The 19,498-nt window shown below is 74.7% G+C and carries 17 protein-coding genes, 1 pseudogene and 2 riboswitches; of the genes and pseudogenes, 6 read left to right on the top strand and 12 right to left on the bottom strand.

Annotation, left to right across the window (positions count from 1 at the left end; all coding sequences use genetic code 11):
* Positions 1–45: 45 nt before the first annotated feature.
* The 5 genes from ACFWTE_RS12475 to ACFWTE_RS12455 form a co-directional block, all read right to left on the bottom strand.
* Positions 46–714 carry a response regulator gene (locus ACFWTE_RS12475; RefSeq protein WP_378779443.1) on the bottom strand — a complete coding sequence of 223 codons (669 nt, stop codon included), beginning with the start codon at positions 712–714 and terminating at the stop codon, positions 46–48.
* Positions 711–1,850, bottom strand: a complete 1,140-nt coding sequence (locus tag ACFWTE_RS12470; RefSeq protein ID WP_378779442.1) for a sensor histidine kinase — start codon at positions 1,848–1,850, stop codon at positions 711–713. The genes ACFWTE_RS12475 and ACFWTE_RS12470 overlap by 4 nt, the downstream gene beginning before the upstream one ends.
* An 86-nt stretch (positions 1,851–1,936) precedes the next feature.
* Positions 1,937–4,327, bottom strand: a complete 2,391-nt coding sequence (locus tag ACFWTE_RS12465; protein ID WP_378779441.1) for a cobyrinate a,c-diamide synthase — start codon at positions 4,325–4,327, stop codon at positions 1,937–1,939.
* A gap of 77 nt (positions 4,328–4,404) precedes the next feature.
* Positions 4,405–5,019, bottom strand: coding sequence for a cob(I)yrinic acid a,c-diamide adenosyltransferase (gene cobO, locus ACFWTE_RS12460; protein WP_378779439.1), 615 nt, complete (start codon positions 5,017–5,019; stop codon positions 4,405–4,407).
* Positions 5,019–7,121, bottom strand: a complete 2,103-nt coding sequence (locus ACFWTE_RS12455; RefSeq protein WP_378779438.1) for a VWA domain-containing protein — start codon at positions 7,119–7,121, stop codon at positions 5,019–5,021. Before ACFWTE_RS12455 ends, cobO begins: the two co-directional genes overlap by 1 nt.
* 44 nt (positions 7,122–7,165) lie before the next feature.
* Positions 7,166–7,269: riboswitch (cobalamin riboswitch) on the bottom strand.
* A 72-nt stretch (positions 7,270–7,341) separates the two neighbouring features.
* On the opposite strand from ACFWTE_RS12455, the gene cbiE reads away from it, so the two are divergent.
* Both cbiE and ACFWTE_RS12445 read left to right on the top strand, forming a co-directional pair.
* Positions 7,342–8,574 carry a precorrin-6y C5,15-methyltransferase (decarboxylating) subunit CbiE gene (gene cbiE / locus ACFWTE_RS12450; protein WP_378779437.1) on the top strand — a complete coding sequence of 411 codons (1,233 nt, stop codon included), beginning with the start codon at positions 7,342–7,344 and terminating at the stop codon, positions 8,572–8,574.
* Positions 8,575–8,780: 206 nt separating this feature from the next.
* Positions 8,781–9,383, top strand: a pseudogene (locus tag ACFWTE_RS12445) (Uma2 family endonuclease).
* A 33-nt stretch (positions 9,384–9,416) separates the two neighbouring features.
* Here the strand turns inward: ACFWTE_RS12445 and cobM are convergent.
* From cobM to ACFWTE_RS12420, 5 genes are all read right to left on the bottom strand, one after another.
* On the bottom strand, positions 9,417–10,169 hold the full coding sequence (gene cobM, locus ACFWTE_RS12440; RefSeq protein ID WP_378779436.1) for a precorrin-4 C(11)-methyltransferase: 753 nt from the start codon (positions 10,167–10,169) through the stop codon (positions 9,417–9,419).
* Positions 10,154–11,668: a precorrin-2 C(20)-methyltransferase gene (locus tag ACFWTE_RS12435; protein ID WP_378779435.1), complete on the bottom strand. Its 1,515-nt coding sequence runs from the start codon at positions 11,666–11,668 to the stop codon at positions 10,154–10,156. Before ACFWTE_RS12435 ends, cobM begins: the two co-directional genes overlap by 16 nt.
* Complete coding sequence (locus ACFWTE_RS12430) at positions 11,665–12,330, bottom strand: precorrin-8X methylmutase (RefSeq protein ID WP_378779433.1); 666 nt, start codon at positions 12,328–12,330, stop codon at positions 11,665–11,667. Before ACFWTE_RS12430 ends, ACFWTE_RS12435 begins: the two co-directional genes overlap by 4 nt.
* Entirely contained in the window at positions 12,327–13,262 is a 936-nt protein-coding gene (locus ACFWTE_RS12425) for a nitrite reductase (RefSeq protein WP_378779432.1), read from the bottom strand. The genes ACFWTE_RS12430 and ACFWTE_RS12425 overlap by 4 nt, the downstream gene beginning before the upstream one ends.
* A 53-nt stretch (positions 13,263–13,315) precedes the next feature.
* Positions 13,316–13,518, bottom strand: a riboswitch (cobalamin riboswitch).
* A gap of 59 nt (positions 13,519–13,577) precedes the next feature.
* Positions 13,578–14,300 carry a PepSY domain-containing protein gene (locus ACFWTE_RS12420; protein ID WP_378779430.1) on the bottom strand — a complete coding sequence of 241 codons (723 nt, stop codon included), beginning with the start codon at positions 14,298–14,300 and terminating at the stop codon, positions 13,578–13,580.
* A 161-nt stretch (positions 14,301–14,461) separates the two neighbouring features.
* Between ACFWTE_RS12420 and ACFWTE_RS12415 the strand changes: the two genes are divergently transcribed.
* From ACFWTE_RS12415 to ACFWTE_RS12405, 3 genes are all read left to right on the top strand, one after another.
* Positions 14,462–15,127 (top strand): response regulator transcription factor, encoded by a 666-nt coding sequence (locus tag ACFWTE_RS12415; protein ID WP_378779429.1) that lies wholly within the window; start codon positions 14,462–14,464, stop codon positions 15,125–15,127.
* Positions 15,124–16,497 carry an ATP-binding protein gene (locus ACFWTE_RS12410; RefSeq protein ID WP_378779428.1) on the top strand — a complete coding sequence of 458 codons (1,374 nt, stop codon included), beginning with the start codon at positions 15,124–15,126 and terminating at the stop codon, positions 16,495–16,497. Before ACFWTE_RS12415 ends, ACFWTE_RS12410 begins: the two co-directional genes overlap by 4 nt.
* A 138-nt stretch (positions 16,498–16,635) precedes the next feature.
* Positions 16,636–17,784, top strand: a complete 1,149-nt coding sequence (locus ACFWTE_RS12405; protein WP_378779427.1) for a hypothetical protein — start codon at positions 16,636–16,638, stop codon at positions 17,782–17,784.
* Between the two features lie 40 nt (positions 17,785–17,824).
* Here ACFWTE_RS12405 and ACFWTE_RS12400 read toward each other — a convergent pair whose 3' ends face one another.
* Together ACFWTE_RS12400 and ACFWTE_RS12395 are read right to left on the bottom strand one after the other, a co-directional pair.
* Positions 17,825–18,664 (bottom strand): NAD(P)H-binding protein, encoded by an 840-nt coding sequence (locus ACFWTE_RS12400; RefSeq protein ID WP_378779426.1) that lies wholly within the window; start codon positions 18,662–18,664, stop codon positions 17,825–17,827.
* The gene (locus ACFWTE_RS12395; protein ID WP_378779425.1) at positions 18,661–18,795 is read right to left on the bottom strand and encodes a hypothetical protein; all 135 of its coding nucleotides are present in this window, start codon (positions 18,793–18,795) and stop codon (positions 18,661–18,663) included. The genes ACFWTE_RS12400 and ACFWTE_RS12395 overlap by 4 nt, the downstream gene beginning before the upstream one ends.
* Positions 18,796–18,878: 83 nt before the next feature.
* Between ACFWTE_RS12395 and ACFWTE_RS12390 the strand changes: the two genes are divergently transcribed.
* Positions 18,879–19,454: a TetR/AcrR family transcriptional regulator gene (locus ACFWTE_RS12390; RefSeq protein ID WP_378779424.1), complete on the top strand. Its 576-nt coding sequence runs from the start codon at positions 18,879–18,881 to the stop codon at positions 19,452–19,454.
* Positions 19,455–19,498: the final 44 nt, after the last annotated feature.

Below are 19,498 nucleotides of genomic sequence, written 5' to 3'. Positions count from 1 at the left end.
ATGGGCCCCAACCCGCTCGGCCGAAAGTACGGGAGCCCTCTCGTACTACCGGCCCCGCCGCCCTCGCACGCGGCCGGTCTCGTAGGCCCACATGGCGATCTCGACACGGTTGCGGGCCCCGAGCTTGGCCATCAGGCTCGCGATGTGGGTCTTGACGGTGCTCAGCGCGATGTGGGACTCCCCGGCGATCTCGGTGTTGGTCCGACCGCGCGCCACGGCGGAGAGGATCTGTTCCTCCCGGCCGGTCAGGGGTTGGAGGGGTTGGACCGGGGGACCCGCGGGCCCGGAACCGGCGAAGGCGTCGAGCAGCCGGGCCGTCACACTCGGGGCGATGAGCGCCTCGCCCGCGGCGGCGGCGTGCACGGCCCTGGTGAGCAGATCGGTTCCGGCGTCCTTGAGCAGGAACCCCCGGGCCCCCGCTCTGAGGGCGGCGTAGACGTACTCGTCGAGGTCGAAGACGGTGATGACGACGACGGCGAGGGGGTTCTCGACCTCGGGTCCGGCGAGGGCGCGGGTCGCCTCCACGCCGTCGACGACGGGCATCCGGATGTCGAACAGGCACACGTCCGGGCGCAGCCGCCGCCCCAGTTCCACGGCCTCGCGTCCGTCGGCGGCCTGGCCGACCACCTCGATGCCGGGTTGGGCGTCCAAGATCATGGACAGGCCGGTGCGCACGATCTCCTGGTCGTCGGCCACGACCACCCGGATGCTCACGCGGGCGCCCCCGAACGGGGCAGCACGGCGGTCACGGTCCAACCCCCGTCGGGGTTCGGGGCCGCTTCGCAGGTGCCCCCGAGCAGTTCGGCGCGCTCCGCCATGCCGATGAGCCCGTACCCCGGTGGAGCGGACGGCCGCAGGAGGCCGCCGGCGCCGTCGTCGCCCACACGCAGGCGTACCGACGTGTCGTCGGCGTCGACACGAACCCTGATGAGGCCGACGTCGCGGGCATGGCGCCTGGCGTTGGTGACCGACTCCCGGGCCAGACGGTGGAGCGCGGCCGTGACCGCCGGTGCGAGCTCGTCGAGTTCGCCGTCGATCTCCACCTCCACGACCGGGCCCGGCCCGGACCGGCAGGCGAGCTCCTCCAGTTCGCCGATGTGAGGGCTGGGTGCCCGCTCGGCGGGTCCGTCCCGGCGCAGGGCGCGCACCATGGTGCGCATCTCGCCCAGGGCGCGCGAGGCCTCGGACTCGATCACTTCGAGGGCCTCGACGGCGGCCTCCGGTCTGGTCTGCGCGACCGCCTGTCCGGCCTGGGCCCGGATCGCCATGGCCGAGACGTGGTGGGCGATGGTGTCGTGCAGTTCGCGGGCGATGTGTTCGCGTTCGAGCAGTCTGGCGCGGTCGATCTCACGTGCCCTGGCCCTGCCCCGGTACCGCAGCGCGGCGCCGAGGGCGCCGGTGGCGAACAGGACGGCGACGCCTCCGACCAGGTCCGCGGCCTCCGGTGCGCCGAGGACCAGGTCGACGGAGGACGACAGGAGCACGATCGCGGACCCCGCGACGATCTGTCGTCCGGACCCCCACCGCACCAGCGCGTACGGCAGCGCCAGGAAGTACACCGTCGTGTACATCTCCCCGGCCTCTCCGCCCGTCACCAGGGTGAGCGCGGCCGCACCGCCGAAGACCGCCGCGACCACGGCCAGCGGATGGGTCCGGCGCCACAGCAGGGCGGGGGCGAGGCCGGTGACCACCGCGACGGTCAGGAACAGCCAGGGCAGGCCCGGCCGCAGGGCCCCCTCGGCCAGTGCCGCCGACGCGCACACCACGACGAGGACCCCGTCCCACCACGCGGGCCCCCGCATGCCGGGAGGGCGGGGTTCGTCCCACAGGGAACGGAGGAAACCGTGCACGGCTACAGGCTAGCCGGGCGGTCCTTCCGGCGGATCAGCCGAAAGTCGCAGACGGGGCCGCAGCCGGAGGCCCGCCCGGCTCGGGCTCAGGGCGACGACAGGGCGGCGAGCAGCTTGCGCGTGGTCTCCGGCGGGCGCACGGCCACGCGCACCCAGGCGGCGTCCAGCCCCGGGAAGGTGTCGGCCCGGCGTAGGGCGATGCCCTGGCCACGCAGCCGTGCGTGGACCCCCTCGCCCGCCTTCACCAGTACGAACGGTGCCCGGGAGGGCACGAACCCGATCCCCGCCTCGCGCAGTCCGGCCTCCAGGTCGGCGCGCCAGCCGTCGAACTCCCTCGCGCGGCGCTCCGCCTCCGCGCTCGCTTCGTCGCTCATACAGGCGACGGTGGCGGCGATCGCGGGTGCGGACACCGACCAGGGCGTCTGCACACGGGCCAGCTCGCGCACCACGGGCTCGTCACCGACCACGTATCCGGCGCGGATACCCGGGACCGACCAGTGCTTGGTGAGGCTGCGCAGCACCACCAGGCCCTCGATCCGCTCACCGGCCAGGGACTCCGGTTCCCCGGGCAGGGCGTCCATGAACGCCTCGTCCACCACGACCAGCCGCCCGGGCCGGCACAGCCCGCGCAGCGCCACCGCCGGGTGCAGGACACCGGTGGGGTTGGTGGGGTTGCCGACCATCACCAGGTCCGCGTCCTCGGGGACCGCGTCGGCATCGAGGGCGAAACCGCCGCCCTCCGCGCAGAGCACGGTGGTGACAATGAGCCCGGCCTGCTCCAGGGCGGCGTGCGGCTCGGTGAACTGCGGGTGCACGACGACGGGGCGACGCCACGGCCGCAGCCGGGCGACCAGGGTGAAGGCCTCGGCCGCGCCCGACGTCGGCAGGACCTCGGCGGGCCGCCGGGCGTGCCGACGCGCGACGGCCCCGCGCGCGGGTTCGGGATCGGGGTAGACGCCGGCGTGGTCCAGGCTCTCGCGCAGGGCCCGGTCGAGCCAGGCGGGCCGCTGCCCCGGGTAGACGTTGACGGCGAAGTCGAGCATGCCGCCGCGCGCCTCCACGTCGCCGTGGTGGCGCAGCGGATCGGCCACCGGTTCGCTGCCGGGGGCAGCCGTCCTGGCGGCGGGGGACGGCTCGGCCGCCGGAGCCGGGGCGATGGCCGGAGCGCTGTGCACGGCCCCGGCGAACCTCGCGGCGAGCCTCGGGTGCCCGGCCCAGTGCACGTGCAGGTAGGAGGCGTGCAGGGTCGGGGAGGCGAAACCCTCCGGCGTACCGTCGACCTCCCAAGCCGGCTGGTCTCCGTGCCCGGGTGTCAGGGCCGTGCGGTGGAACTCGTGGCCGGTGACCCTCTCCCCGGCCCGGGTCAGCAGTGTGTCCCCGGGCGAGACAGCCTCGGGGTAGCGCAGGGTGAGCCGCTCCGTCATCCGGGCGTCGGCCGGGACGGCACCCGCCATGGTGTGGCCGTCGAGCGCATCGGCGAGGTAGAGCAGGCCCGCGCACTCGGCGACGGTCGGGACCCCGCCGCGGACCGCCTCGCGCAGCTCGGCCAGCAGACTCCGGTTCGCGGCGAGCTCACCCGCGTACACCTCGGGGAAGCCGCCGCCCAGGTAGACGCCCCGGGTACCGGTCGGCAGTTCGGTGTCCTCCAGGGGGTCGAACGCGACGACCTCGCATCCGGCGGCGGTGAGCAGTTCCTCGGTCTCGGCGTAGCGGAAGGTGAAGGTCCGGCCCCCTGCCACGGCGACCACCGGGCGCGGGCCCGTGCCCGGGGCCGTCACCTCCTCGGCCGGGTCCCAGGGGCGGGCGTCCAGCGCGGGCGCCGAGCGGGCCACCTCCAGCAGGGCGTCCAGGTCGACATGGTTCGCGACGTGCTCACCGAGCCGTTCGACCACCCGCGCCGCGCCCTCCCGCTCCGACGCCGGGACGAGCCCGAGGTGGCGGGACGGGCTGGCGATGCGCTCGTCACGGGGGACCACACCGAGGACCGGCAGGTGGACCGAGCGGATGATCTCGGCGACGTTGCGCGCCGAACCGGCCTTGTTCAGGATCACGCCGGCGACCTCGACCGCCGGGTCGTAGGCGGCCATGCCCGCCACCAGCGCGCCCACCGACCGGGACATCCGGGACACGTCCACGACCAGCACCACCGGGGTGCGGGTCAGGGCCGCCACGTGCGCGGAGGAGGCGAAGCCGTCGGTGCCGATCCGCCCGTCGTGCAGCCCCATCACGCCCTCGACGACGGCCGCGTCCGCGCCCCGGGCCCCGTGCAGGAGCAGCGGAGCCACCCGCCCCTCACCGACCAGGTGCGGGTCGAGGTTGCGGCCGGGGCGGCCGGTGGCCAGCGCGTGGTAGCCGGGGTCGATGTAGTCCGGGCCGACCTTGTGGCCGCTGACCGCGAGCCCGGCGCCGCCGAGGGCGGCCATCAGCCCGGTGGCGACCGTGGTCTTGCCCTGCCCGGTCATGGGGGCGGCGACCATCAGCCTCGGCAGGGTGGCCGGGCGGGGTGGCGGCGCCGGTCGAGACGGCTCCGTCGGCCCGGGAGCCGCCGGGGCCTTCACCACTCGATCCCCCGCTGGCCCTTGCGGCCCGCGTCCATCGGGTGCTTGACCTTGGTCATCTCGGTGACCAGGTCCGCCGCCTCCAGCAGCTCGGGGGCGGCGCGGCGGCCGGTGACGATCACGTGCTGGCGGCCCGGACGGTCGCGCAGGGCGGCCACGACGTCGTCGACGTCCACCCAGCCCCAGTGGATCGGGTAGGTGAACTCGTCGAGGATGAGCAGGTCGTGCCGTTCGTCGGCGAGCCTGCGCTTGATCTCCGCCCAGCCCTCGGCCGCGTCCGCGGCGTGGTCCTCGGTGCTGCCCTGGCGGCGGCTCCAGGACCAGCCCGAGCCCATCTTGTGCCACTCCACCGGGCCGCCCTCGCCGGTCTCCTCGTGCAGCTCTCCCAGGCGTTCGAGCACGGTCTGCTCGCCGATGCGCCACTTCGCCGACTTCACGAACTGGAACACCCCGATCCGCCAGCCCTGGTTCCAGCCGCGCAGCGCGAGCCCGAACGCGGCGGTCGACTTGCCCTTGCCGTCCCCGGTGTGCACGGCGAGCACGGGCTGGTTGCGGCGCTGCCGGGTGGTGAGCCCGTCGTCGGGGACGACGAGCGGTTTGCCCTGTGGCATCAGGCGGCCCTTTCTCTCACGGCGTTGCCCAGCGCGTCGGCGCTGACCTCGCTGACGGGGAGGTGTTCGGCACCCATGCGGGTGGCGAGGGCGGCGGCCAGGCCCAGGCGCAGCGGGCCGGACTCGCCGTCCACGACGACGGTGGCCACACCCAGTGCGGCGACGTGGTCGGCGGCCTCCAGCGAGCGGCCGACCGAACCCCGGCCGCCGGTGGCCCGCCCGTCGGTCACCAGAACGAGCAGCGGGCGCTGCCTCGGGTCGCGCAGGCGCTCGCGCCGCAGGACCCGGGCGGCCTCCAGCAGGCCCTCGGCGAGCGGGGTGCGCCCCCCGGCGGGTAGTTCGTCCAGGCGGGCGGCGGCGGCGTCCACCGAACGGGTCGGGGGCAGCACCAGTTCGGCCTTCGTGCCCCGGAAGGTCACGAGGCCGACCTTGTCGCGGCGCCGGTAGGCGTCCAGGAGCAGTGACAGGATGGCGGTCTTGACCTCGCCCATGCGCTTGCGCGCCGCCATGGAGCCGGAGGCGTCCACGCAGAACAGCACCAGGTTGCTCTCCTGGCCCTCGCGCACCGCGACGCGCAGGTCGCGGGGGCGCAGGCTGACCCGGCCGCCGCCGTGCGGGCGGGAGGCCGCGGCCTTGACGGTCTCCACCAGGTGCAGCGAGCTGCCCGAACCCCCGCCGGGCGGTTCGGCCCCGATCCGGCGGCCCCGGGTGCCGATGGCGCGGCTGCGCCGGCCGTCGGCGCCGACCCCCGTGCCCCGCGCGGTGAACGTCCGGGGGCGGTAGGGGGCGCTCGCCCTGACCGTGGTGCCCGCCGTGGGCCGGGGCCCGGCCTCGTCCCCCTCCGGCTCCTCCGTCCGCTCGGACGCTTCCGGCCCCTGGGAGCCCTCCGGCCCCTGGGGCGGAGCGGGGGGCTGCTCCGGTCCGTCGGCCCCGGTGTCCGGTGCCTGGGAGGGGCCCTCCTCCTGGCCGTCGGTGTCGGGGGCGCCGTCCTCGCCGGGGGCGGCGGGGTCACCGGAGTCGGCGGGGTCGTGGGAGCCGCCCGGCGGTTCGGGGTCGTCCGGCGGCGGCTCCTCGTCCCCCAGGATCCGGTCCAGGAGCTCCTCGTCCAGACCCGGCGCGTCAAAGGGGTTGCGTCGGCGCCGGTGCGGCAGGGCCAGCAGGGCCGCGCGGCGGATGTCGGCCAGGGTGACCGAGGTCCTGCCCTGCCAGGCGGCATGCGCCAGGGCCGTGCGCGCGGTCACGATGTCGGCGCGCAGGCCGTCGACCTCGAACGCCGCGCACACCTGCGCGATCTTCAGCAGCGCGGCGTCGGACAGCCGGCCACGCCGGGCCGTCTCCCGGGCCGTCGCGATGCGCTCAGCGAGGGCCTTCTCGGCCTGGTCGTAGCGATCGGAGAAGGCGGCGGGGTCGGAGTCGTAGGCCATCCGCCTGCGGACCACCTCGACGCGGGCGGCGGGGTCGGAGGGCGCGGCGACCTCGACGGTCAGCCCGAACCGGTCCAGGAGCTGCGGGCGCAGCTCGCCCTCCTCGGGGTTCATCGTCCCGATGAGCAGGAACCGTGCGGCGTGCTCCACGGAGAACCCGTCGCGCTCCACGGTCACCCGGCCGGTCGCGGCGGCGTCCAGGAGGAGGTCGACCAGGTGGTCGTGGAGCAGGTTGACCTCGTCCACGTAGAGGAGGCCGCGGTGGCTGCGCGCCAGCAGACCGGGTTCGTAGGCGACCTGGCCGTGAGTGAGCGCCTGCTCCAGGTGCAGCGAGCCCAGGACGCGGTCCTCGGTGGCGCCCACCGGAAGTTCGACCAGGCGCACCGGGCGGCCCTCCACGGCCGTGCCGGGGGGGAAGGGCCCGTCCGGGGACTCCTGCGCGGGGTCGGCCGGGTCGACGGAGAAGCGATCACCCCGGTAGACCTCGACCGGGGGCAGGAGGGAGGCCAGGGCCCGCACCGCGGTGGACTTGGCGGTGCCCTTCTGGCCGCGGACCAGGACGCCGCCGATCTCGGGGGAGACGCTGGCCAAGGCGAGGGACAGGCCGAGGTCGTCGAGTGGTTCGGCGTCGCAGCCGACGATCGCCGAGAAGGGATAGTGGGACGTCCGCAATGGCATGTGAGGCTCCCGCTCGTTGCGCCATCGGTCATGGGCGGGTGCGGGGCCGGTCTTCGGACTGACCGAGTCCTCCTGTTCGGAGGCTCGGTTCACCGCAGCGGGCCTGTGCCGGAGTCTCACCGGGCTTCCCAGATTCTCCCCGGACGCCGTCCCCACCGTTTCCGATGGGTGGGCAGCCGGGGCACCTCGCACCTTCGGCCGCCACGATAGCGTCCTGCCCATGAAGGTCGAGACCTCCCCTCCCCGAATCACCGTCGTCGGCGTCGGCGCCGACGGCTGGTCAGGCGTGCCCGAGAGGCTGCGCGGGCTGGTCCTGGCGGCCGACGCGGTACTGGGCGGGCGCAGGCACCTGGCCATGCTGCCGCAGGTGCCCGGCCAGCGGCGTCAGGCCTGGCCCTCCCCGCTGCGCGAGGGCCTGCCCGGACTGCTCGCCTCCCTCGAAGGCCGCGGCGTCGTCGTGCTGGCCTCCGGTGACCCGTTGGTGTCGGGGATCGGCGGCACGCTGGTCGAACTGCTCGGAGCGGACGCGGTGCGCGTGGAACCGGCCGTCTCCTCGGTCGCCCTGGCCCGCGCCCGGATGGGGTGGCCGGCGCAGGGGTGCGCGGTGCTGACCCTGGTCGGGCGCGATCCGCACCTGCTGATGCGCGACCTGGCCCCCGGCCACCGTGTCCTGGTGCTCTCCTCGGACGCCACCACCCCCGGGACGGTCGCCGCCCTGCTGGTCGGCGCCGGTTACGGTGCCAGCCGGATGACCGTCCTCGGTGACCTGGGGGCGGACGCGGAGTCGCGCTTGGAGAGCACGGCGCGCGACTGGTTCGGCACCCCGCCCGAGGAGGTGCCCCAGCTGCACGTGCTCGCGTTGGAACTCGCCGGGCCGGCGGGGTACGGGCTGGTCACGGGGCTGCCCGACGAGGCGTTCGAGCACGACGGCCAGCTCACCAAGCGGGACCTGCGCGCCTCGGCGCTGGCCCGGCTGGCGCCCTCGCCGGGGCAGCACCTGTGGGACGTGGGCGCGGGCGCGGGTTCGGTGGGCATCGAGTGGATGCGCGCCCACCCCTCGTGCACGGCCACGGCGGTGGAGGCCGACACCGGGCGCGCCGGGCGGATCGGCCGCAACGCGGACCGGCTCGGCGTCCCGGGCCTGCGCGTGGTCACCGGCAGGGCGCCGGAGGCGCTTGCCGGGCTGGACGCCCCCGACGCGGTGTTCGTCGGCGGCGGCGCGACCCGGCCGGGCGTACTCGACACCTGCCTGGACGCGCTGGGCCCGGGCGGCCGACTCGTGGCGCACGGGGTGACGCTGGAGACCGAGCAGCTGCTCGCGGACGCCTACCGGCGCCACGGCGGGGAGCTGACCCGCATCGCCGTGGAGACCACCGCGCCCATCGGCACGTTCACCGGCTGGACCCCCGCCCGCACCGTCACCCAGTGGTGCCTGACCGTGCCCGCTCGGTGATGTGCGGAGTGTCCCTTGTCCTGAGCGATCTCGGATCTTGGAATTTCCACTATGGGCATGTCCGAGGTCCCTCCTCGGCGTTACCCTGGCCATGTGCAGGGGACCGGACCACTGCGCTCGGCTTTTCCTGACGAGCCACCGAACGCCCATGTCGGAGATCGTGTCCGTGTCATCACCACCCGCCACCGGCACCACCCAGGGGCCGCATGACCATTGCAGAGCATCACCCGCCGCCCGAAATGCCGACGTTCCCCATGGGGACCGACCTGTTCGAGCACCTCGCGGAACAGGCCTTCGAGGCCGACCGCGTTCGTATGGAGATGTTCAACGGGAAGGTCTGGGTCCACAAGGTGACCGACGGAGCCCACGCGGGGATCCTCACCTAGCTGATGCGTGAGTTCATGGCCCACCGCCCCGACCTCGACCTCCTCACCAGCGGGCTGGGAATCAAGGTCGACACCTACCGCAACGGTCGTGCCCGCCCCGACGGTGTCCTCGCTCCGATCGGCCAGTTCGACCAGACGGGGGAATGGGCCGACCCGGGCGGCGTCCTGGCCGTCGTCGAGATCACCTCCTGGGACGCCGACACCCATGCCCGCGACCGTGTCGAGAAGCCCGCCGCCTACGCGGCGACCGGTATCGGCGTCCACCTGCTGGTGGACCGGGACGCCAACGCCGTGGTGGTGCACAGCCGTCCTGTCCGTGGCGAGTACCTGGACCGCAGCACCCACCCCTACGGTGAGGCCGTTCCGGTCCCCGGGACCGGAATCACCCTGGACACCGCGGGGCTCAAGCGCTTCACCCGCTGACGTGGCCGCCCCCGGTTCGTGGCCCCGAGCGGGTCAGCGGGGCCGGGCCGGGTCGTACAGGTAGGACTCGCCGCCACCCCCGGGATCGAGTGCCCGCCCGACCAGGACCACCGCGGCCTGCCGCAGCCCCGCCTCCTCCACCAGGTCGGCGATGGTGGCGACCGTCCCGCGCAGCACCGACTCCTCCGGCTGGCTGGCCCGGTACACGACCACCACGGGACAGTCCGCGCCGTACTCGGAGACGATCTCGGCCATGAGTTCGCGCACCCGCCGGATCGCCAGGTGCAGCACCAGCGTGGCCCGGGTCGCCGCGAACGCGCCCAGCGACTCGGTGTCCGGCATCGCCGTCGACCGGGCGCTGGTGCGGGTCAGCACCACCGACTGGGCCACCAGCGGCACGGTCAGCTCCCGGCCCACCAGCGCCGAGGCGGCCGCGTAGGCGGGCACCCCAGGGGTGACGTCCCACGGGACCCCGTGCGCGTCGAGCCTTCGGGTCTGCTCGGCCAGCGCCGAGTACAGCGAGGGGTCCCCGGAGGTCAGCCGCACGACGTCCCGGCCCGCGGCGTGCGCGGCGACCAGGTGTTGGGTGATGCGGTCCAGGTCAAGGCCCTGGGTGTCGACCAGTTCCGCGCCGGGCGCGCAGTGGGCGAGGACCTCCGGGTCCAGGTACGTACCGGGGTAGAGGACGACGTCGGCCGCGTTGAGCATGCGCGTGGCGCGGACGGTGAGCAGGTCGGCGGCGCCGGGCCCCGCCCCCACGAAGTGCACGGTCACGGCTGCACCCACCTCGGTGTCCAGACCCGGCCCGCCCCGGAGAGGCGGGTGCCGGAGGCGCCGACGATGAGCAGGCAGCGCATGTCGATGCCGGCGGGGTCGAGTTCCCCGAGCGTGGTCACCGTCAGGGACTCGCCCTGCCTGCCGACGCTGCGGCCGACCACGACCACGGTGTCGGGTTTGCGGTGCTCCAGCAGGACCTCGCGGGCGGTGGCGACCTGTTCGGTCCGCGAGCGCGAGGCCGGGTTGTAGATCGCCAGCGCCATGTCGGCCTCGGCGACGGCGCGCAGGCGGCGTTCGATCACCTCCCAGGGCTTGAGCCGGTCCGACAGGCTCATCACCGCGAAGTCACCGCCGACCGGTGCGCCCGCCCGGGCCGCGACCGCCTGCACGGCGCTGACACCCGGCAGCACCCGGACCGGAACGCCCGCGTAGGCGGGGTCCTCGGCCGCCTCGAACACGGCGGTGGCCATGCCGAACACCCCGGCGTCCCCGCCCGAGACCACGGCCACCCGCTCACCTTCGCGGGCCAGGTCCAGGGCGAGGCGGGCGCGGTCGATCTCGACGGTGTTGCCGGAGGCGTGCCTGGTCAGGCCGGGGCGCTGCGGGACGCGGTCGACGTAGGGGCCGTAACCCACCACGTGGTCCACCTCGGCCAGCGCGGCGGAGGCCTCGGGGGTGAGCCAGTGGCCGGGGCCGGGGCCCAGGCCGATGACCAGCAGCTCGGCGGCCGGACCGGCGGACTCCACGGCCTGGGGCTCCGGCACCGCCTGGTCCCGGGACCTCCTGCCGTTGCGGCTGTCCCCGGTGACCAGGATCAGGGAGAAGTACGGCACCGTCGCCGGATCGACCTCGGCGACGGGCAGCCGCCGCTCCCCGTCCATGGAGGCGCGCTCCACGTACACGGCGTGCTCCAGCCGCCCGGCGGACTCCAGCGCTCGGCACACCGCCGGGAAGGTCCGGCCCAGCTTCATGATCACCGCCGCGTCGGTGTCGGCCAGGCGGCGGGCCAGCTCCGGCTCGGGCAGGGTGCCGGGCAACACGGTGAGCACGTCGGTCTGCCGGGCCAGCGGGGCCGCCGCCACCGCCGTGGCCGCGGCGAACGCCGGGACCCCCGGCACGATCTCCGTCTCGTACCGCTCGGACAGCCGGTCGTGCATGTACATGTACGAGCCGTAGAACAGCGGGTCGCCCTCGGACAGGAGCACGACGTCGCGGCCGGCGTCCAGGTGCACGGCCAGCCGGGCGGCGGACTCCTCGTAGAAGTCGGCCAGCGCCCCCGCGTACCCGCCCGGGTGGTCGGTCGCGCCGGTGGTGACCGGGTAGGTGAGCTGTTCCTCGACCGCCGAACCCGGGATCAGCGACGCGGCGATGCGGCGGGCGTTGGAGGCCTTGCCGACACCGGCGTGGTAGGCGACGACGTCGGCCGCGGCGATGAGCCCGGCAGCCTTGAGGGTGATCAGCCCGGGGTCGCCGGGGCCGACACCCACACCGTGGAAACGTCCGGTCACTCCTCCTCCTTGGCGAGTGCGTTGAGAGCGGAGCAGGTCATCGCGGAGCCCCCGCGGCGGCCGCGGGTGGTCACGTAGGGGATGTCGGGGCCCGACCGGCCGCCGAACTCCGCCAGTGCCTGCTTGGACTCGGCCGCCCCCACGAAACCGACGGGGCAGCCGACGATCGCGGCCGGGCGCGGTGCCCCGTCGGCCAGCATCTCCAACAGGTGGAAGAGGGCGGTGGGCGCGTTGCCGATGGCGACCACGGCACCCTCCAGGAGCGGTTCCCACAGGGACACCGCGGCGGCGGTGCGGGTGGTGCCCCACGCACGGGCGAGGCCGGGGACGCGTTCGTCGCCCAGGAAGCAGAGCACCTCGTTGCCGCACGGAAGGCGGTTCGCGGTCACACCGCTGGCCACCATGCGTGCGTCGCACAGGATCGGTGCTCCGGCCCGCAGGGCGGAGCGCGCCGCGGGCACCAGGTCGGGGTGGACCACCAGGTCCTCGGCGAGGTCGACCTGGCCGGTGCCGTGGATCATCCGCACGGCGAGCCGTTCCGCGTTGGCGGGCAGGTGCCCCAGCTCGGCCTCCTCGCGGATGATGGCGAAGGAGTCCGCGTAGATCGCGGGCCCGTCGTCGACGTAGTCGTAGTGCCGGTTCGGTCGGCGTGGGACGGTCACTGCGCCTCCCCGGGGGCGGAGCTGGGCTTTCCTGGAACCAGAACACCGCGCCAGGGCGTGATGACGAGTTCGCCGGGACCGGCGGCGAGCGCCTCTTCGGCGAGTGCTTCGGCGGCCGTGCGGTCCAGGCCCCCGTCGGGTACGCGCACATGCCGCGCGCCTCCGGGCAGCGGGCCGTACGGCAGCGGCGGGGCGGCAACGGGGAGCCGCGGGTCCGGTGCCGCCGGTTCGGCCAGCGGTGCCGGGAGTTCGGCGACGTGCCACGGCGCGGTGGGCCCCTCCCCGCGGCGTTCCAGGAACGCGTCCGCCAGACGCAGGAGCGCGGCGGGTGCCTCGTCGATCGGCACCAGCGGGCCCCAGTGCTCGCCCAGCCTCAGCTGGGCGACGCGCTCGTCGAGGGCGACGAGCCCCAGATCACAGGAGTGACCGACCAGGTCGCCGCGTCCGTCGTCCAGGACGAACAGGAAACGCCCGGGCAGGTCGGCGCGGCGCGGGACGGAGCACAGCATCGTGTCCAGGTCCGAGGCGACGGGGCGCAGGTCGGCCCGGCCGCCCGGCACGGTCCCGGCGGGGGCAGCCGCGTCCGTCGGCCCCGTGCCCGGGGAGACCATCACGTTGCGCACGAGCTCGTGGCCGGCGGAGGGCAGCAGGCCGGTCTCCGCCAGGGCCTGGAGCACCTCGGGCCCCAACCGTCCCGCGTTTCCCGGCAGGGCGCGTAGTTGCAGGTTCGCGCGGCCCGTGACGTGGATACGACCGGCACCGTACCGGTCGGCCACCGCGGCCAGGGCGCGCAGCGAGGAGGAGCCGACCCGGCCGCCGATGAGGCGGAGCCGGACCAGCAGACCGTCTTCGGCAGGCCAGGGCCTCAGCACGCCGGGGCAGCGGTCGCGACGCGTACGGCGCGCGGAGGAGGGAGGACCGGTCGGGGACATGCACGTCTTTCGGGTCAGGGGCTCGTTCGCGGAGCCCGCGGATGACTCGGCGGACCGTGACCGCCGGTGCCAGCAGGTCTTCGGACTCGGAGTCGACCGGTGCGGAGCGCCTTCCCGGAGCCGTGCTCCAGTGGCTGTCCCGGGGGTGCCCCCGGACGTGCCCGCCCGTCATCCTCACCGCTGCGCGTCAGTCCCGGAGTCCCACCGGGTTCCCTGCCCCACGAAGTGGAGTTCAACTGGCCCGACGAGGGTACCCCGACCCCTCCGGCCTGCTTGAGGGGAGGTCGGGGAACGGCCGCGCGGGGTCCCCGGCCGTCAGTCCTCGGCGCGCACGTCGACGACCTCACCGGCCGCGTCGAGGATCACCTCGTACTCCTGGCCGCCGGCGTCGAGCACCTCGGCGTCCCAGCCGTCCCAGCCGTCCTCGTCCTGGCGCTCGACCTCGACGGTGCGGGCGCCCTCACCGACCGCCTCGGCGGCGTTCGCGGACACCGTGTCACGGTCGGCCTCGGTCTGGTCGCCGGTGCTCTGCCAGGGGGCGGGGCCGCTGTCGGTGTCCCGGAAGGCCAGGCCGTTGACGGTGTACACGTCGGCGTCGTCGCGGTCGTCGTCGGCCTCGTAGCGCACGCCGAGCGTCACCTCGCCGCCCTCCAGCCCGCGCAGTTCGTCCAGGAGCGGCTCCACGGTGCCGTTGCCGTCGAAGTCCTCCAGCTCCGGTGCGGTGAGCAGCCACTCCTCGGGGCCGAAGTCGACCTCGACCCCGGACACCGACCAGTCGTCGGGATCGTCGCCGTCACCGTCGTCGGCGCGCAGCTCGCCCACGAGCTGCTCCAGCCCGTCGACCGACTGGGTGGAGGCCGGGTTCTTCTCCGACGAGGCCGCCCCGTTCGCACCGGGGGCGGCACCGCTGGTCACACCGGTGAGTTCGATCGAGTCGACCTGCTGGTCGGGGTCGTCCACCACCAGGTAGCCGATCGTGCCGACCGCCAGCAGTCCGGCGGCGGCGGAGGAGAGGATGATGACGGTCGTGCTCTGCATCGGTGTTCCCTTGCTCGAAGGTCTCTACTGCCTCCAGCATCCGACGGCGAGATGATGGCGGCCTGAAAGCCACCTGAAGAACGTCTTCATGTGGCGCTCAGGAACGGTTCAGCGGTCCCTGCCACGGTAAGGGGGGACCACGGGGCGGAGAGGACACGACGTTGGCGATTCTGGTGGTGGAGGACGAGGAGGGCATCGTCTCCTTCGTGCGGCGCGGCCTGGAGACGGCCGGGTACCGGGTACTCGCGGCCGGGGACGGGATCGACGGGCTGACGATGGCCCTGTCTCCCGACGTCGACCTCGTCGTCCTGGACCTCGGGCTGCCGGGCATCCCCGGGGAGGAGGTGCTGCGCCGGCTGCGGCAGCGCCGCCCCTCGGTGCCGGTGATCGTGCTCACCGCCAAGGACGCCGTCAGCGACCGGGTCGCCAACCTCGACGCCGGGGCCGACGACTACATGGTCAAGCCCTTCAGCGTGAGCGAACTCCTGGCCCGGGTACGGGCACGCCTGCGCACCGGCGGCCAGGAACGCGGCGACGTGCTGGCTGCCGGCGGCGTCGTGCTCGACCTCGGAGCCCGTACCGCCTCGGTCGAGGGACGCACCGTCAACCTGTCGGCCCGCGAGTTCGGCCTCCTGGAAGTGCTCATCCGCCACCCCGCACAGGTGTTCTCCCAACCCCAGCTGCTGGACCGGGTCTGGGGCTACGACTTCGACGGGGCCTCCAACGTGGTCGAGGTCTACGTCAGCCAGCTGCGCCGCAAACTCGGCCCCGGACGCATCGAGACGGTTCGCGGAGCGGGCTACCGGCTCGTGGGCGGTACCCGGTGAGCCTCACCGGACGCGTCGTGCTGCGTTCCCTGCTCGTCATGGCCCTCGTGATCGGCGGCGTCGCCCTCCTCACCTACGAACTCGTCCGCGTGTCGGGCCTGACCGACATCGACCGCCTCCTGCGGGAGGAGTCGGCGCTGGTGGGCGACGCCCTCGCCGACCAGGTCCCCGCGGCGGCCGGACTCGACGGGGTGCTCTCGGGCCCCGAGGCGGAGCGCGCCGCGAGGCAGGCACTCGCCGTGCGCCCCAGCGGCGCCCGCCACGTGACGCTGGTGACCGCCGACGGTGCGCGCCTGCAGAGCACCGGTGGCCCCACGCGCGTCGCCGGGCTGATGCGCGGCGGCGACGCGCCGACACCCGAACCGGGGACGATCCGCACCCTCGACACCGACGCGGGGCCGGTCCGGGTCCTCGACGCCGCGGTCGTCGACGACGCCGGGGACGCCCTCGCCGTCGTCACCGTCGTCGCCCCGCTCGACTCCACCCGCGAGACGGCGGCCACGGTCCTGCTGCTCGCCGCGCTCGCCGGAACCGTCGGCGTCATCGGGGGCGGCATCGTGCTGTGGCTGGTGGTGCGGCGCACCCTGTCGCCCGTGCGGGAGGTCTCCGACGCCGCCAAGGCCATCTCCCCCGCCGACCTGGACACCCGCGTACCGGTGCCCGCCACCCGCGACGAGATCGCCGAACTCGCCACCGAGATCAACCAGATGCTGGTGCGCATCGAGCAGGCCGACACCAACCGGCGACGCTACCTGGCCGCGATCTCGCACGAGGTGCGCACACCCCTCGCCGTCGCCGAGGGGCACCTGGAGCTTCTGGGGACCGCCGACGCCGCGGTCGTGCGCGCCGAACTCGACCGCCTGCGCCGGGTCCTGGAGGACCTCATGGCCGTCGCCCGGGGCGGCGACGAGATCGACGTCCGCGTGGAGGCCGTGTTCCTGCCCGACCTGTTCCACGCCGTGCGCGCGCGGCTGGACGCCCTGCCCTACGCCTGCGCGGCCACCGTGGAGGAGCCGCCGCCGGACGTCCTGCTGGGGGACCAGGCACGGCTGGAGCAGTGCCTGGCCAACCTGGTCGCGAACGCGGTCGACCACAACCCGGAGGGCACGCGAGCCACCGTGTCCGCACGGGGTGAGGGCGACTCCCTCGTCCTCACCGTGTCCGACGACGGGCCGGGCATCGACCCCCACCTGCTGCCGCACGTGTTCGAGCCGTTCGTCACCTCGCGGCCCGAGGGCGCGGGGCGCATCTCCGGCCTGGGGCTGGCGGTCGTGAGCTCCCTGGTCGGGGCACAGGGGGGGCGGGTGGGGATCGACAGCGGGCCCTCCGGGACCCGTGTGGCGATCACCCTGCCCCGGGCCACACCCTGATCGCCGGGGCTGCACCGGGGGCGGGGCGGCGGCTCCGGGCGGTCGGGCGGGGCCGCCCCGACCTGGAAAGGGAAAAGCCCCAGGCGCGTGTCAGCAGAGGCGGCACTGGGGCGTTCCCCCGGACAGTAGCATCGGCCAATGTCCTCCGTCGAAGCAGACACCGACGCCGTCCTGAACCTGATCCCCGCCCCGCGCCTCGCGCCCTACCTGGCGCTGACCGGGGGAGACCCGGGCCGGGCTCTCTCGCTGTACGAGTGGGGCGCGCGCGTCTCCGCCGCTGCCTTCGAGGACGTCGCCCACCTGGAGGTCCTGTTCAGAGGGAGCATGGACGCGGCGCTCCGGTCCCACTTCCGGGAGGCGGAGCGCGGCATCCCGTGGTTCCTGAGCCCCGCAGCGGGCGTCGAGTACGCGGTCGAGGCGTCGGGCTACGTCCGTGAGCGCCTCCGCCAGGAGGGGCGGGAGACACGGGACCAGATCGTCGCCGCGATGAGCTTCGGGTTCTGGTCCGGCATGCTCGGGCCCGGGTACGAGGAGCTGTGGCGGTCCTGCCTGCACCGCGCCTTCCCCGGGTCGTCGGGGAGGCGGTCGGAGGTGGCGGCCACCGCGGAGGGGGTCCGCCGGTTCCGCAACAGGATCGCCCACCACGACTCGGTGCTCAACGTCGACTTCCCGTTCGAGGTCCGCCGGATCGCCACGCTCGCGGGGTTCGTCGACCCCGCGGCGGGACGCTGGCTCGAACGCCGCAGCCGGACCGCGGACGTGTACGCCCGCCGCCCCGTCACGCTCGACGACACACTGGTGGTGTCCGACCCCGGCGCGTCGGCCCTCTACGAACGGGGCCGCGCCCACGTCACCCGGGCCGGCCGGGCCTTCGCCGGGGTCGAGCACCTGGCCTTCCGCGTGGACGGGGAGATCGCCCCGGAACTCCCCAGGGTCCTCCTGCGTAGGGACCACGTGGAGTGGACCGAACGCGGTGCGATCCGACTGCGCCGCACCCGGGACCCGTGGGACCGCAGGATCGCGGAGGTGGTCGAGGCCTCGCTGGGGGACGGCGGGGACGGGGGACGGCGGCAGGTCTTCCTGCTGACCGCGCCGGGCGAGCCCGGCCACCGCCGCCTGGCCGCGGCCCTTCCTGTGTCCGGGGCCGACCTCGGAGGTCCGGGGGAGGGACACGGGGACGCGCCCGGCACGGAGGGGCGGGGCGGAGGTTCCGTGCCGGAGTACGCCTACACGCGGCTCCACGCCCTGGAGACCGGCACGGCCACGGACCCCCGACCGGCCGACTGACCCGCGCCGCTCCGGGGTCCCGCCGCCCGCCGGAACCGGCCTACCAGGTCTGCGCGGCGGCGAACGCGGCGAGGCTCCGAGGAGGCCGCCCGGTGACCTCCTCCACGGTGGGCGTGGTCCGGTCCTCGGCCCCGTCGGCGATCGCGAGGTCCAGGCGGGCCAGGACCGCCGCGTACTCCGCCGGCACCACGGTCGCCAGACGGTCGCGCATGGCCTCGTAACCGACGGGCCGGTGCCGGATCGGCCTGCCCGCGTACCGTGCGACGACCGCGGCGACGTCGTCGTAGCCCAGCGCCTCCGGACCCGTGAGGACGAGGTCCGTGCCGGGCGGCTCCGCGCGGGTCAGGACCTCGGCGGCCACCGCGGCGATGTCGTCCGCGTCGACGAAGCCGACACGGCCCCGGCCGGTCGCCGTCACGATGACCCCCTCCTCGCGGATGCTGGCGCCGTGGAGGTGGTCGCCGGTGAGGTTCTGCATGAACCAGGACGGCCGCAGGACCGCCCACTCGTCGAAGGCCTCCGCCACGGCGGTGTGCGCCAGTCCGACACCGGGGCCGCCCCGGGGTATCGCCGAAGAGCTCAGGAGGACGGCCCGGCGGACCCCCGCCGACACGGCACGTTCCAGGAACGGGGCCATGACGGTCGCGGGGTCCATGGCGCCGACCGGGGGCACGAGGTACATCCGGTCCACTTCCCGGAGCGCGTCCGTGAAGGTCTGCGGGTCGTACCAGTCGAAGCGCACCGCCCGTGCGCCCGGCTGGTCGGGCGCACGCCGGCTGGCGGCCCGCACGTCCTGGCCGAGCGCGGCCAGTCGGGACACCACCCGGGAGCCGGTCGTGCCCGTGGCACCGACGACGAGGACGGGGGCGGGGGCGGTCACGCGGCCGCCTCGTTGATCGGCGAGGCGGACCCGGCCCTGCCCGGGGACGCGGGCAGCGCGAGGGGGTTCCAGCTCTCGGAGGGCGGTTGCGGGGCGTGGCGGAACGGGTCCGCGGCCGGGGTGTCGGGCATGGGCGTGCGCCTTCCTCTAGAATGTGGACTACCGGTCCGTTTAACAATACGGACCGCCAGTCCGTTTTGCAAGGGGAGTGGAAGTGAACCCACGCAGGGAGCGCGCCGACGCGCAGCGCAACAGGGAGGCGGTGCTCGCCGCCGCGGACCGGCTCTTCGCCGGGAGCACGGCCCCCGGCAGTGTCTCGATGGACGATGTCGCGACGGCCGCGGGCGTGGGCAAGGGCACGCTCTTCCGCAGGTTCGGCGACCGCGACGGCCTGGTCCGGGCACTCATGGAGAAAAGGGCCGCCCCCCTGCGCGAGGCCGTCACCGAGGGACCCCCGCCGCTCGGTCCGCGCACACCCGCGCGCGAGCGCGTCCCGGCGCTCATGGCCGCACTGCTGCGCTTCAAGCTCGACAACCGCCACCTGGCGCTGGCGCTGGAGTCGGGCGGCGGGAACAGCCCCTACCGGGCGGGGCACTACACGTGGTGGCACGCGCTCCTGCGGGACGCCGTGCGGGAGATCCCCGGCGCACCCGACGCCGACTTCACCGCGCACGCGCTCCTGGCCGCCGTCCGCGCCGACCTGGTGGAGTACCTGGCCGACGGGGAGGGGACCCCGCCGGAACGGCTGGAGGGGCGGTTGGCGGCGTTCGTCGCGAAGGTGCTCGCCTGACGGTCGCGCCCCTCGCGCCCCTCGCGCCCCTCACGCCGGTCGAT

This window comes from Nocardiopsis sp. NPDC058631 (genome assembly GCF_042716955.1).
In the GTDB taxonomy this organism is placed as follows: domain Bacteria; phylum Actinomycetota; class Actinomycetes; order Streptosporangiales; family Streptosporangiaceae; genus Nocardiopsis.
Note: the sequence above shows the minus strand (reverse complement) of the source record. Positions and strands in the feature narration are given on the sequence as shown.